The following is a 14340-nucleotide window of genomic DNA, read 5'->3' on the forward strand; positions in this document are numbered from 1 at the left end:
TATGAAACAAGGGTCGTTTCATAACTAGTAATTTACTTAATTAGCTTGATGAGTATGGAGTAGTGCCCCTATAAGCAAAACCCTCCAGAAACATCTAAAATCTGTCCAGTTACCCAGCGGCTATCAGAAGAAGCAAGGAATGCTACTGCATCTGCAATATCTTCAACTTGCCCTATTCGTCCGAACACAGATGAATTCATAGCAAAATTTCGTATTTCCGGATCATCTAGCAATTTTACATTGATATCTGTCTTCGTATATCCAGGCATAATTGTATTCACTGTTATACCTCTTTCTCCAAGATGTTTAGCTAGAGGCAGTGTCATCGTATTTAATGCACCTTTACTTAAGCCGTATGCAATGGACCCTGTAAAACCAAGTCGTACTTCAGCTGATGAAATGTTAATCACACGGCCCTCTGCTCGTATTAATGGTAATGTTTGCTGAATTAAAAAGAATGGTGCTTTAATATTCACAGACATAATTTCATCAAAAACTTCTTCTGTCGTATTTTCAATCGTTCCTTGTGTACCTATCCCTGCATTGTTTACTAAAATATCAATCTCTGATGTACCAACTTTTATTTGTAATTCATTCTTTAACTGTTTTACTAGCTTTTTGACACCATCAATTGAATTGAGTTCAGCTTCAATTAAGAACGCTTTTCCTCCATTAGATTCAATCTCACTAATCGTTTCATCTGCAGCTGTTTTATTTCGACCGTAGTGAATCGCAACTAATGCTCCATCTTTCGCCAATCTCATCGCAATCGCACGGCCAATTCCGCGACTCGCTCCTGTTACTAACGCTACTTTTCCATCAAGATTCTTCATTTTTTCCATCCTTCCTAAATTTCCGTTTGATAAAAACCTATACTTATATTTTCATGTAAACACCAATCATTTTAAATATAAATTTATAGGTAATTCAGTTCGTTCGCTTATGATATTATAGTTATAATTCGTAATTTACTTTAGAAAACAAAAACAAGGAGGCTACACAATGCAAAACGCCGTAAAACTGGATGAAATCGATCATAAAATTATGAACTTGTTGTATGAAAATGCGAGAATTTCTGTTTCAGAAATAGGACGAATTATATCCATGACGCAACCTGCTGTAAAAGAACGTATTAACAAGCTTGAAGATCAAGGAGTTATAGCGGCTTATCGAACGAAATTTGAGCCTGCAAAAATTAATAAAAACATTCAAGCATTCATCATGTTTAAAACGAGCCAATGCTCTGATTTTATTCAATTTTGTAATGCCGCTCCTGAAATAACAGATTTATATCGAATTAGTGGGGAATTTAATTATATGATGAAGGTCATGAGCGATTCGATGGATTCCCTCGCTGCATTTTTAGACTCCTTAATGCAGTTTGGCTTATCATCTCCTTTAATAGTATTAAAGAGTGAGTTTGAGGAGAAATTGTCGTTTTGATAAAGGGATACGTATTATCCTCACTAACAGTAAAAGTTTCTCTTTCTTGAGAAAAACCAACAAAATCAATGATTAGTAACCAAAAAAAGAACATTGATTTTCAATGTTCTTTTTTATATCTCTACTTATTAATTAGATTGCTATTCGAAAAAAGCACCTTAATCCCCTTACCCTTGATTCCTCTGCGCCTCTCTAAACTCCTCCTTGACCTTCTCTAACAACCCTTCTTCCGTAATTAATCGATACGCCGTATTTGCTAATGCTTTTGCCGATGTAATTAATGCTTTATCTCCAAGTTCTGAACGTGCTGCTTCTCTAAATTCATTCGTATGTGCAATTAAATCATCTGGTCCGATTTTAATGTACGGATGAATTGTCGGTACAACTTGACTTACGTTTCCTGCGTCGGTTGAACCGATCCCTACTCTTTCTTTACGATTTACATCTTCACCTAATAGTTCTAGTTCTTCCGCTACAATATCGTTATATGTTTTTGTTACGAGTAATTCATCGATTTCATTTTGGAATTGATGGATTTTTACTTTTGCACCTGTTGCTAACGCTGCTCCCTCAGCAATGTTTCTTACTTTTTCTGTTACTTCCGCGCATCTTTTTCGCGTTGCTGCACGGATGAAGAACCTAGCCGCGGCATAGTCAGGAATAATGTTAGGTGCTTTTCCGCCTTCTGTAATGACGCCATGAATTCTCACGTCTGACGGAAGTTGTTGGCGAAGTGCGTTTATACCGTTATAGAGCTGAATAACCGCATCTAATGCATTAATCCCTTCTTCCGGCGAAGCTGCAGCATGAGCTGTTTTTCCGTAAAAATGAAAATCAAGTGGATCGACTGCTAGTGAAGGACTCGTTGTCGCTGTTTTTCCGCTCGGATGAATCATAAGCGCCGCATCAATGTCTTTAAATAAACCTGCCTTTACATAACTTGATTTCGCGCTACCATTTGGCCCGCCTTCTTCTGCTGGTGTACCAAACACAACAACTTCCCCGCCAATTTCTTCAAGCGTTTCTGATAATGCGATTGCTGCTGCAACGCTAATTGTGCCAATTAAATTGTGACCACACGCATGGCCTAATCCTGGTAAAGCGTCATACTCCGCTAAAAATGCAATTGCCGGTCCTTGTTTTCCAGAACTTTTTCGCGCAATAAACCCCGTTTCATGTCCAGCTATATTGTGCTGCAACTGAAATCCTGCACTGCCTAGCAATAAACTTAACGTTCTAGATGCGTAAAACTCTTGGTTACCAATCTCTGGATTCGCATGAATATCATGACTTGTTTCTATGTACTTTTCCTTATTTCTTTCGATACTCTCTTCAATTGTTTTTCTTTGTGACGTTACTCCTGTCGCTCCCATTGTTCTTCCTCCTTTTATTTTCACGTAAAAAAGCCTCTTTCTAAAAGATAGAAAGAGGCTTCTGTATATACAGTCAAAATGAGCTTCTTTCTTATCTTTCAAGTTACCTTGCTGGAATTGGCACAGTATTCATAACGAATCCGCTGCCGAGGTATCATAGGGCCAGTCCCTCCACCTCTCGTGATAAGAATTTTCATAAAATTATATTAAATTATTTTTTATTCTAAGTTCATTCCAAGTAAAAGTCAAGGAATTCCTATCCGAATTTACCGAATATCTAAAAATCCTTTTAATACACCAATTGTCTCAGGTGCTTGCAGTCTTGCACATACGTACGGAAATTCCGTACTACCTTCAAACATCATTTGAGATGTAAGCGGTGCGCCTGCCCAGAAGATTTCATCATCAATTACGATAAACGGGAAAGCTTTATTTTGTCTTTGTAACTTTACATTTTTCAGTGGAACTGGTCCGTCACTATAAACTGTTATCTGTGCATTTGTGCGCATTAACGCTTGCCATACTCGCTTATCCACTTGTTTTGTACTTGGAAGTGAAATAATAATTTTTCGTTTTGCGGCTAAAATATCTTTCAATAACCCTTTCGGCTCTTCAAGATTCATTTCCATAAACCAGCGTAATCGTTTCGATATTTTTCGTTCCCACAATTGTCTTGATGTCGTGCGATCATACACATCTCCGTGACGTTCTATATGAGCTGTTAATTGTGACAACGCTTGTTTTCTTGAAAGATTTTTACGCATATAATGGCAATCTGATAATTGAATGAACTTCCCTCTCGCTCTTGTCACTGCTACATTGACGAGGCGATGGTTTTTATGGTCAAAGAATAATACGCCAGGTCGTTCTTGCGGATAACTGTCAACCGTATCAAAGATCATCATATCTCTTTCAGAACCTTGGAACTTATGAACTGTCGCCGCTAAAACTGGTATGTGTTGATATTTCGTTCTCTGCAACATTTCTCTAATACACGTCGATAAAAAGCGTGACTGCGCCCTGTAAGGTGTCACAACACCAATCGACTGAACACCGTCTAACAATCCGATTAACATCATTTGCATCGCTACTAAACCAGACATAATGTTAAAACGTGAACCAGAAGCAGCATCTTTTAACGAAAAAGCTCCCATTTGGCTCGTATCAAATAAAACACTCGCTTCATTTGCGAACGGTTGCAATTGCGCAAGTTCTTTACGCTCTGAAACAGACGGATGATCGTATACTCTATTTTTATAAATAAACGAATTCGTAAACTTCGATATATCCGCATGCATACGTCTTTGTTCCTGCAACATAAATAGGTTTAGGTGTGCTTCTGATTTATTAACAGACTCAACAATCCCAGCATGGTAAAACATATCTTCCCCAAGCCATTTGCGAACGAGTTCATGATTTGCCATCGCAATTGGAGGTAATTGTAAAAAATCACCGCAAACGACGATACGTTTTCCAAGTGAAGCAGCTAATGCGATTTGCGGAACGAACGCCATACTCACTTCATCTACGACAACTAAATCAAATGTACGCTCATAAATTAGCGCATCAATTGCACATTTTGATAGAGTTGCACCAATTACTTTCGCATTTTCAATATACTCTTTTTCTACTTCTTTAATTTTTGCTTTTTGTTTTCGAAGATCACTTTCAATCTCCTGCATACGCTTCTTATCAGAGGCCGTTGCCTTATACGATAAGATTTTTTCACGAAGCTCTTGGCGTGTTTCTTCTAAGTAGAGTCTTTCCTCACCCCATGATCCGTTCGTCGTTTCAACTAACTTAGATGCAAGTAACGTTTCATGATTTCGTATATGTTCATGTTGACTATAACCGTAACGAACAATTTCGCCAGGCGTCCATTTCTTTTTCTTTTCAATTTGCTTCGTTACTTCACTCATTAATACGTCTACTGCCGCGTTACTATGAGCTAACACAAGTACCGATTTTCCTTTTTGATAATGAGCCGAAATAATACGTGATAAATTGTAAGACTTCCCTGTTCCAGGTGGTCCCCATACGTACGTTGTCGGATTGTAAAACGCGCGATATGCCAGTTCATTTTTCGGATTTTTCATCTTCTCAATATGTTTCGGACTGCTCGTCCCATCAACGAGACGCTTTATACGATTACGTTTTAGCTTGTCTTTACGTGCTTCTTTCAATCGCTCTTGCAGTTGCTCTAACAATTGCCACGGTTCACTGTATAAAACCGCTTCTCTTATTTCACCTTGTATATAATCATTTAATTTCAGTTCTATTTCTAATCCATGTACAGATAATACTTCTCCTGTCGCTTCCTCACCATCGAACTCAATTCGAATTGGTGAACCTTCAGGTAAGCTTACTTCCGAAATAAGCTGAAATACATACACTGTATTCTCATAATCTGTATATAAAAAACGACCGTTCATGATAGAAATTTTACTACCACCTATCGTTTTCCAATGTTTAATTTCATATGCTAATGCATAATGCCACTCTTTCATCGTTTCTGATAATGAAGGAGTTTGAGTAGTTGTGTTCATCGTATAATCTCCTTCCTTCTCCCCAAACATACTTTCTCACTATACCATATAACACGCTAAAATTTGTAAGGTTTTTATCTTGCTTATTTTCTTAATTTTCAATAATATATTGTATATAATTTTCAGAAAGAAGGAATCTACATGCCAGTTAGAAGAATTGAACACGTAGGACTTATGGTTGCAAACTTAGAAGCATCTATCTCATTTTATGAAGAAGTAGTCGGCTTACAGCTCCTTAAACGTATGGGGCACCCGAACCCAGACTTAAAACTCGCTTTTTTAGGTGTGGAAGAATCGAAGGAAACGATACTCGAACTCATTGAAGGTTATAACTCTTCTCTTCCGGCAGAAGGAAAAGTACATCACATTTGCTTTAAGGTAGATTCATTAGAGGATGAAATTGAAAGAATACAAAAACACGGCGTAACCTTTTTACTAGGAGAAGAAATCGAAACATTACCAGATGGAACACGTTACATATTCTTCGCTGGTCCTGATGGGGAGTGGATTGAGTTTTTTGAGACGGAGAGATAAAGGGAAACTTTAGTCAGCCCACAATAAACGGGATAATAACTTTATGATCCACATAAGGAGTAGAAACTGATGAATACAGTTTTTATTATCGTTTTTTGGGTACTTATACTATCTCCACTTCTTAATATAATCCTGATAAAGAAGTAGAATATAATTCCCATTTAATTCCATTCTATATATATATGGTTTTGATGTCTGTAGTAAAAAATTCAAATCATACTTACTGTCATAATACCCCATCATCAAAGTCATTACAGCTCCATGAGTGCCTAATACTATTTTCTGTCCTCGGTAGGTGTTTAATAATTCTTTTAAGACTTTTGTCGCACGTTTCTGACAGTCGACATTAGACTCTCCTCACGTTAAAGCAAATTCGGGGTCTAAGTTTGGGTTTTTACTTCCAAAAATATCTTAGCGTATAAGGGGATAGGAGACGATTCCCGGTATTAGGTTAGGGGCCACTCTGGGATTTGATTACAAATAAAAAGAACTTTATTCAAGTCCCTTTAATCTACGACAAAGATCGACCTAACTTACACATGTAATTTGTCATATTTGTTTAAAAATCAAATATATATTCTCTACACTCCCCAGTTATCAGTAGGTCATGTATTTAAAAATCTAAAAAGGTCCTTTTAGATTTTCTGAAGAGACTTTTTACTTCAATAAAGTATAATAAAAGCCGTAGGAGTTTAATGCCTACAACTTTGTAAAAGGATCTTGATTCACTATAAAATATCCTCTATAGGTTTATTCTTAAAATTTACTTTTAACTTGATGTTGATGTGACGTAACCTTAAATATTTAGAAATTTAAAAAGCCCCCTAATATTGTTAAAGGGGCTTTACTCATACGAATGATAATTTTTATAAATAATTGCTAAATAGTGAATTTACATAAATGCTTTTAGAAGCTCTTGAACTAATGGGATTGCTCCACCTATAAATTTTAAAACTGCCATTGCGATTTCCATATTATTTCCTCCTCTTTTGTTAGTACTGGGATGTGATTAAACTTTATACACTTATTATAGTAAACGCTTACATTTGTAACAATACATTTCTGTATGCAATATTGCATATTTATACGTTTTGACAATATTTGACCTCTATTAGCCATTCTTTAATGGTACCATAACGAAGTGAGAGTCTTTAAGGGTTCGCCTTAATAGGAGGAAATATGGAAAAAGTTCAAGATATTTACAGCAATATAAAATTTAAGAGTTGGTTTAAACAAGTATTAGCTGTAGGAGGAATATTAGGATTCTGCTACTTGGTGTTATATGGTTTCTGTTTTTTAGTTGATATGTAAATATTATACAGCTATACTAGTGGAGTCTTGCCTACAGAGGTAAGACTCTTTTATTGTACTTGAGATGAACAAACTACATACAATAGTTTTCAGGTTCTTCAGATTTCTCTATATGTTTCCTTGTTCCTCTATGTTCTAGACCCACTATTTCCTATCATTGAAAATAAATAAACTTCCGTTTATATTGAAAATACAATTTTATTGATGAAAGATGTCTTTTTACTAGATACATATTAAAAAGAAAAGTATAAGTTGTATTCCATTTCGGTACAATCTTTTTATCTTTGAAAAGGACTTAAATCTTATTAATAGATTTGAGTCTTTTTTGTATACATCCATTTCTATATAACCATATAAATATAATATATTAAAAATAATTTAAATGCAAGAATACTTGTAGAGGAACCGCCAGCACTTCGGAAAAAAACAAGCTAAGCCAAAAAATACAATAAGCTGCCCATATGGACAGCTTATTTACATAATTTTCTTTATGGGAAGTACACTTAAGGCCATTTTTAACTTAATAGGAGTCTAATATCTCAAGTTTCTTAGCTAATACCCAGCTATTTAGGCCTAAAGATGCATAGATATTGTAATAAAAATAATTCCCGTTTATCAATGTTTCCTATAATTCTTTAATATCTTCATAGAACATAGGCCAACCTTGCATTAAGATATTATATATATATTTCTTACTACAAATATGGACGGTATTATCCTTGTTGCAGTTTTAATTTTAATCAAGTCTATTGTAATTACACAGATTGAAATATCTATTCAATTTCAAAAATAGTAAAGGAAATGTATATAAAAAGATCACTTGTCTTAGAAACAAGTGATCTTTTCATTAGATAAACTGCAATTTGCTAACAGCAGGTAATTGTTATCCTATTCATATGTTTAATAGGTATTATAATACATTTTTTAGTTATATAGACGGAATTGTTTCTAATGAAATAAGACCAAAAATATTTCAAAAGGTACCATAAATTATTTAGTGCTTTAAAAATGCAATTTTGAACCTTTCGAAGCACTAAATTAGGTAGATTTTAATAAACTTCAAACTTTGTCTGCATCAGGATCTCACAATTGAGTCTGAGTAATTAATGCTGTCAACATAACAAAAGAGTCCTGATTGAAACAAACTCTTTTATGAGTTTTTACAAGAGTAAACTTTTAAGCACATAATTACATTTCTATTATTTATTTTACCACTTGTACAGATGCTGGTTTCCACCCCTGATTCTCTACCCAATCAATATTAACCTTATATTTTTTATTACTTTGTTTATCTCGTACATTACCGTAGGCTTTATTATTACCATTATTTCCAATAAAATCGAAAATCAATTGGCTCTCTGGAACATCAACAGCATAAGAGATTGCTTTTTTCATCTCACTCCAATCTACTGTTCCTTCTTTAAATTTCATTTCAGGTTTTGCTCCTTGCTCTGTACCAATTGGCTTCCATGAAGGATTAGTTTGAGGATCCTTTTCTTGAGATACCGTTTTTTCTTCCTCTTTATTTTCATTTCCGTTCGTTTTTACCGATTTTTCTACTTTTTGTTTCCCTTCTAACTGTGCTGCTTCTTTATCTTCAGTTTTCTTCTCTTCTATCTTTGCTGTTTCTTTATCTTCGGTTTTCTTCTCTTCTATCTTTGCTGTTTCTTTATCTTCGGTTTTCTTCTCTTCTATCTTTGCTGTTTCTTTATCTTCAGTTTTCTTCTCTTCTATCTTTGCTGTTTCTTTATCTTCAGTTTTCTTCTCTTCTATCTTTGTTACTTTCTTTTCTTGAGCAATTGCTTTCGTTGATGTATTAGAAGGGGTAAACAATTGGTATGTCACTATACCAACTGTCACTAATACCAAAGTAAATGCAATATTAAAAATTGCCTTTTGACGACGATTCTGTTGTTTTTCTTGAAATCTGCTTACTTGTCCCATTCTTCAAACCTCCGTGTTTACTTTCTCCTCTACTCTTTATGTATTATCCCTAAAATTCTTAATATTTTTATTAAACAATAGAAATAAACTACACTTTCCATACAGGATTTCATATCATAATATAATTTGTGTTTTTTCAAGTATCTGACATATGTTATTCAAAATAGTTTAATACATTAAAAATTGATAAGCTTCTGCACTTAAGGAACCTTCAATTTTATTCAAAGGTGATTCCAATTACGTCCACATTAGATCTCCTGTAGAAAGCTTTTTAACAATTAAGCCTCTTCTTCCCTTATTTATAATTTTTAAATTAAATTTCCCTCTATAGTATAATAAAGATGTTTCGTTTTCTAATGGGGTATGTCGTAAAATCAAAAGAGATTTTATCTCTTTTACCTTCTTTTCAGAGTAAATTTCACCACTAGGAAATTCTATTATTCCTAATGTAATCTTTAATTCGCTCTCATCAAAAGTCCACTCTTTATTAAGTTCTCTTATCTTTTGTATAAAGCTTCTTTTGGTTTGTCCTATATAAAGCAATGTTACATTCTTAGCATATACTCTAGAGATTGCAAATATCCCCTTCTTAGAAGCTTCTTCCCTATTATAAAAGTCATTTATACTATACATGCCATACCACTTAATATGTACTGTTTCTATGAATCTCACCTCGTTTTTAGACAATATTATAATTTCTGAATGTTCAAATTATTATGGGTACATATGCTTGATTACTTGAATTATAAATTGTGCTTTTCAATAATACATTTTATTATTACTAATTTCAATAATGAAGAAAAATACAATACTATAGTTTAATTACAAAGCTGTATAAAAAACAAAGTGATGTCGTTCCACATATTTTTTTTTTTTACAATATCAAACTATCGTGAACAAAATTTTAAAAGTTATGGAATAAAAATACAATGTGTATGTACATACATTTCTATTAATTGAAGAAACCTTCTTAATTGAGGTCGTACCCCAATTAAGAAGAAAAAGAGTAGAAATTTAATCTCTCTACGCTGTTAAAATTATTCAACTCCCCAAAAACTGTACATCTTCTAGAGATACTAATTTTCTAGTTTTGATGTTTTTATAGTGCTTGAGAGTGATATTATTCAAGTTTTTTCATTGAGAATGCATAAATACAAACAAAACCAGTAATACATCTTTTCTGTACCGTACTGGTTTTGTTTAAGATCATCTTAAATTATAGCTAGTTCACCGAGATTGCAAATTCCGATTTCGGTGCCCCAGCGAATACGATTGTTCCGTTCTTCGGAAGTTCCACCTTGTTATTGCCACTCACAATGGTGAAGTTGACGCAAACTCCCTTCTCATCATACACCGCAAATGAACCATTTGATGGCAGCGTCACGGTCATCCTTTTGTCTGTTGCCGCTTGTGGAATTGTAAACCATTTCGCATGCCCATTTGCATCCAACGTAACTTTGGATGATTGGCCTACATCAATTGGTTTTACATTAGATTCACTTACGTATAACAATCCAGCCATCTCCATATATTCATTGCCGCCTTCTGTATAGAAATGCGTTTCCGTCGTATCACGACCATTCATCACGGGTACTTGGATCTGATGCACCGCCGTGTTCGGACCTGTAATTTTTCTGCCATCCCAATAGCCTGCTGGGCCTTCCTTGCGAGTAATTTGAGTACTAAGATGTTTCGACTGAACAAGATATTGAATAGAACTAAATTTCTCGTTTACACGATAAAACTTGACACCTTCCCTCTTTGCCCATGCAGCAGCGGTTTTCTTCGAAAGCACGTTATCTTCTAGTTTCTCAGCTAAATAGTGGGTCATCACACTTTGCCCTAAACCTGGATGAGATTTATATGCGCTCTCCTTCAAATAAGTTCTTCCATTCTTCTCGGTTACGAAGTTGAGCTTGGAAGTACCCCCCTCATTAATAAAGCTTCCATCAGCAGTATATACATATTTTTCTTCTGGATTAGATGGTAAGAATAGTTCACCGTTCTTCGTAATTTCAATCTTGAAATGAGTTTCGCTATTACCATAAAATCCAGCTTTCTTTGCTACGCCTTGAGGCATTTTGACTTTGACCGGCTTACCAAAGGATTTGTTCGGCTTGATTTCCTTAATAGTACCTTTTTCTTTAAGCGTAGCGAGCAGCAATTCAGTTGCCATTAGCTGATTTGTAGAGCTCCGTCCACCAGATGTCAATACAGCCGCTGCTATTTTCTGTTCCGGAAGCACGACTAATATAGCATGTTGCAATGCCGTATCGCCGCCCTTAGCCAAAGCTTTGATCCCATACTCACTAAATGGGTATAGTTTTACACTATCCCAGCCAAGACCATAGTTAAAAATATTCTCGCCAGCCCCCGGCCACATTCCTTTTTTATATTCCTCTTGCTCCATTGCCTTAACTACCTTATCAGAGAGGATTCCTTTTCCCTGTCCCATAAATAGTTGTGAGAATCGCACCATATCTTCTGCCGTGGAAGATATACCTCCCGTACCAATAACATTCACCGATTCAATTGGAAGTTGCCCTTGGTACGCCGGGTAATATAGTCCAGCCCGATTTTCATCCCTCCATTTGTCCTGCGGCGTTTTCGTATGATTCATTTTTAAAGGCCCTGTAAAGTTTTGATGTAGAAATTCAGTAAAGCTCATACCACTAACTCTTTCCACCAAAATTTCGGCCAGCGTAAAACCATCGTTACAGTATACCGAGAAAGCACCAGGATCCGCCTTCAAGTTTTGATTTGACAATTGCTGTAACAAAGTATCATGGGCATAGGTATCATTATCGTTAAATAAAAATGCATTACCTAACGTAGAACCTTGCAATCCAGAGGAGTGATTCAATAACATACGCGGTGTAATACGTTTGTATCGACCGTCTTTCATCTTAAAATCAGGAACATAGCGGACAACAGGAGCATCCAAATCGACTTTTCCTTCATCGACCAATTTCATTACAGCCGCTGTTGCATACATTTTACTAACTGAACCAATCCCGTATAAAGTATCTTTGGTTAGCGGCTTTTCCCCTTCCATATCGTTCTTGCCAGCCTGACCCGACAAAATAAGTTTTCCATTATCAATTAGTGCATACTGCACGCTAGCTGCCCCATGGGACTTCGTAAGTAGCTCCGCCTTCTCTGCTGCAATCTTCTTCAGTTCCTGACTAGCTACTTCTTCACCAGTTACAACAGTAGTCTTACTTTCAGAAAATGCTTTCGCTCCTGTTGGTAGAATCATAGTTACCACTAATGCAGTGGCTAACACACCAGTTAGCTTATTTTTCATCACGGATACCTCCTTAAATAATTGATCGTTTTCATCATTAATTTGTTTAACTATGAAACCATGATAAATTTTACCCGTTTTTACTTTTAGACTACTTGCTAAATTCAGCAAGTAAAATATTTTTAAAAGGATCAGGAGTATCAGCTTTAAGGCTGTTCAAATTGACTGCCAATGTATGCTTGCCTCCAAGTGTGCCTCCAGCAAAAGTTAAAAAGCCAGGAATGGTTCCTCCATGCCCCCATATCGATTCACCGTTTGAAAGCTTCATTTTGAAAATTCCAAGCCCGGAATCACCAAGCTCACCTACTCCTGTAGGGACTGTTGTAAGCATTTGCTTTAGTTGCTGTTCTTTCAATAACTTGCCCCCAAGTAAATAAGAAAAGAATTTGTTTAAATCATCAGCTGTAGAAATCATATCTCCGGCCGAGCTCCCCATACTTGGGTTATAATAAGTAACATCTTTTGTCTCACTTGCTCCGTCTAATTGGATATATCCGCGGGCATGCTTGGTTCCTGGAATGACGCTTGAATTTCCAGGTAAGAATGTATTCGCTAATTCAAGTGGTTCAATAATTCGATTTTCAATCTCTTCCGCATAGCTGTTCCCAGTTACTTTTTCAATAAGAATTCCTAGTAATACATATCCTGTATTTGAATACGACCAGCTCTTTCCTGGAGCAAAATCTGGAGGCATGGATATTCCCATCTTTACTAATCCTTCAGCAGTATAAGATTTTTTTGTATCCATCATATTAAAATCCTTTGACCTTGTGTAATTAGCGATACCACTTGTGTGATTCAATAATTGCCGGATAGTAATCTGTTTATCATCATATCCATTTCCTTGAATGACACCAGGCAACCATTTTTCAATAGAATCGTCTAAATTCAAGCGGTTTTCTCCTGCTAATTGAAGTACAACTGTTGCAGTGAACGTCTTTGTCACGCTGCCAATCCGAAAACGAAAATCTGTTTTCATTGCTTTCTTGTTACTCAGATCAGCTACACCAGCCGCATAACTCCATGTTTTTCCACCCTCAGAAGTTTTAGCAAGTATCCCTGGATATCCTAGTTTCAATGTATCCCGCATTGCCTCTTTGACGGAATTACGGTCTCTTTGAGTGCTTGTTTGTAACGAGTTAGATACATTTTGAATGGACTCCGCTTTTACACTTGAGGTTAGAGGTGTATAAAACAGGGAACCTCCAGTTATTAATAGAGCTAAACCTGAACATGTAATTTGACGATGCTTTTTCATCAAAATAATCCTTTCCCCTATTCATATTGTATAAATGGTTATTTGCTGTTTGGAACTAATCACACAGCTTTCTTCTTAACCCACTGCAAAAGGACGACATTGAATCTGTAATGTCTCTTTTCCTCCAAACAAGTCTTATTAATTGATTTGTTTTTTATAGAAATATATAGTATTTTTCTCCTCTCACTCTTCTTTACATTTTCATCTTACACAATGAAAATCTCTTTTTTCTTACCTCTTCCTTACAAATTCCTTACGTTCAAAATCACTTTTATAATTGATTATTTTTTATTTTAATAACATTTAGTTGTATTAATTTGATAGGAATTTGACTTCACATAAAAGTTTATTTATTTCGAAAAATGAATTTAAATACAAATTTACTATTTAATATTCAACATCTCACCTATACATGTCCTAACATAAGTTTCTATCATCTATATGTATTATTTATTACAACAGCTTTCACGCTAAAAATAAGATATTTCAAAAAAGAGAAATATAGGTATCTCAACAAGAGATTACCAATATAAACAATGTGAAAATGTAAGAACCCCTGTATTACTGCTGATTTCCCTCTAACTAATACAGTTTCAAACATTAGACACAAATACTACATGTAAT

The 14340-nt window shown here is 35.3% G+C and carries 10 protein-coding genes, 2 pseudogenes and 1 riboswitch; of the genes and pseudogenes, 3 read left to right on the forward strand and 9 right to left on the reverse strand.

From position 1 onward, the window contains the following. Nucleotides 1–68: 68 nt before the first annotated feature. Nucleotides 69–833, reverse strand: coding sequence for an SDR family oxidoreductase (locus ACS2FK_RS13675; protein WP_063547870.1), 765 nt, complete (start codon nucleotides 831–833; stop codon nucleotides 69–71). Nucleotides 834–1002: 169 nt separating this feature from the next. Between ACS2FK_RS13675 and ACS2FK_RS13680 the strand changes: the two genes are divergently transcribed. Beyond that, a complete protein-coding gene (locus tag ACS2FK_RS13680) occupies nucleotides 1003–1443 on the forward strand; it encodes an Lrp/AsnC family transcriptional regulator (protein WP_063547872.1) in 441 nt (146 codons plus the stop codon). A gap of 167 nt (nucleotides 1444–1610) precedes the next feature. Here the strand turns inward: ACS2FK_RS13680 and ACS2FK_RS13685 are convergent, their stop codons facing one another. Together ACS2FK_RS13685 and ACS2FK_RS13690 are read right to left on the reverse strand one after the other, a co-directional pair. Beyond that, complete coding sequence (locus tag ACS2FK_RS13685; RefSeq protein WP_000501367.1) at nucleotides 1611–2816, reverse strand: M20 family metallopeptidase; 1206 nt, start codon at nucleotides 2814–2816, stop codon at nucleotides 1611–1613. Nucleotides 2817–2904: 88 nt separating this feature from the next. After that, nucleotides 2905–3006, reverse strand: a riboswitch (SAM riboswitch). 76 nt (nucleotides 3007–3082) lie between these two features. Beyond that, the gene (locus tag ACS2FK_RS13690) at nucleotides 3083–5392 is read right to left on the reverse strand and encodes an AAA domain-containing protein (RefSeq protein WP_063547874.1); all 2310 of its coding nucleotides are present in this window, start codon (nucleotides 5390–5392) and stop codon (nucleotides 3083–3085) included. Nucleotides 5393–5503: 111 nt separating this feature from the next. Between ACS2FK_RS13690 and ACS2FK_RS13695 the strand changes: the two genes are divergently transcribed. Continuing rightward, nucleotides 5504–5896 carry a VOC family protein gene (locus ACS2FK_RS13695; protein WP_001145268.1) on the forward strand — a complete coding sequence of 131 codons (393 nt, stop codon included), beginning with the start codon at nucleotides 5504–5506 and terminating at the stop codon, nucleotides 5894–5896. A gap of 108 nt (nucleotides 5897–6004) precedes the next feature. Here the strand turns inward: ACS2FK_RS13695 and ACS2FK_RS13700 are convergent. Both ACS2FK_RS13700 and ACS2FK_RS13705 read right to left on the reverse strand, forming a co-directional pair. Then, nucleotides 6005–6292: pseudogene (locus tag ACS2FK_RS13700) on the reverse strand (histidine phosphatase family protein); the annotation flags it as partial. 496 nt (nucleotides 6293–6788) lie between these two features. After that, nucleotides 6789–6976 (reverse strand): annotated as a pseudogene (locus ACS2FK_RS13705) (hypothetical protein). Nucleotides 6977–7075: 99 nt separating this feature from the next. Here ACS2FK_RS13705 and ACS2FK_RS13710 point away from each other — a divergent pair. Beyond that, a complete protein-coding gene (locus ACS2FK_RS13710; protein ID WP_000416932.1) occupies nucleotides 7076–7207 on the forward strand; it encodes a hypothetical protein in 132 nt (43 codons plus the stop codon). A gap of 1203 nt (nucleotides 7208–8410) precedes the next feature. Here ACS2FK_RS13710 and ACS2FK_RS13715 read toward each other — a convergent pair. From ACS2FK_RS13715 to ACS2FK_RS13730, 4 genes are all read right to left on the reverse strand, one after another. Further along, nucleotides 8411–9151 carry a YrrS family protein gene (locus tag ACS2FK_RS13715; protein WP_063547876.1) on the reverse strand — a complete coding sequence of 247 codons (741 nt, stop codon included), beginning with the start codon at nucleotides 9149–9151 and terminating at the stop codon, nucleotides 8411–8413. Nucleotides 9152–9388: 237 nt separating this feature from the next. Beyond that, the gene (locus tag ACS2FK_RS13720) at nucleotides 9389–9823 is read right to left on the reverse strand and encodes a hypothetical protein (protein WP_002094078.1); all 435 of its coding nucleotides are present in this window, start codon (nucleotides 9821–9823) and stop codon (nucleotides 9389–9391) included. A gap of 550 nt (nucleotides 9824–10373) precedes the next feature. Beyond that, nucleotides 10374–12458: a serine hydrolase domain-containing protein gene (locus ACS2FK_RS13725; protein ID WP_063547878.1), complete on the reverse strand. Its 2085-nt coding sequence runs from the start codon at nucleotides 12456–12458 to the stop codon at nucleotides 10374–10376. Between the two features lie 91 nt (nucleotides 12459–12549). Further along, entirely contained in the window at nucleotides 12550–13716 is a 1167-nt protein-coding gene (locus ACS2FK_RS13730) for a serine hydrolase domain-containing protein (RefSeq protein WP_063549334.1), read from the reverse strand. Between the last annotated feature and the right edge of the window lie 624 nt (nucleotides 13717–14340).

The organism is Bacillus cereus group sp. BceL220 (assembly GCF_051776965.1).
Classification (GTDB): domain Bacteria; phylum Bacillota; class Bacilli; order Bacillales; family Bacillaceae_G; genus Bacillus_A; species Bacillus_A cereus.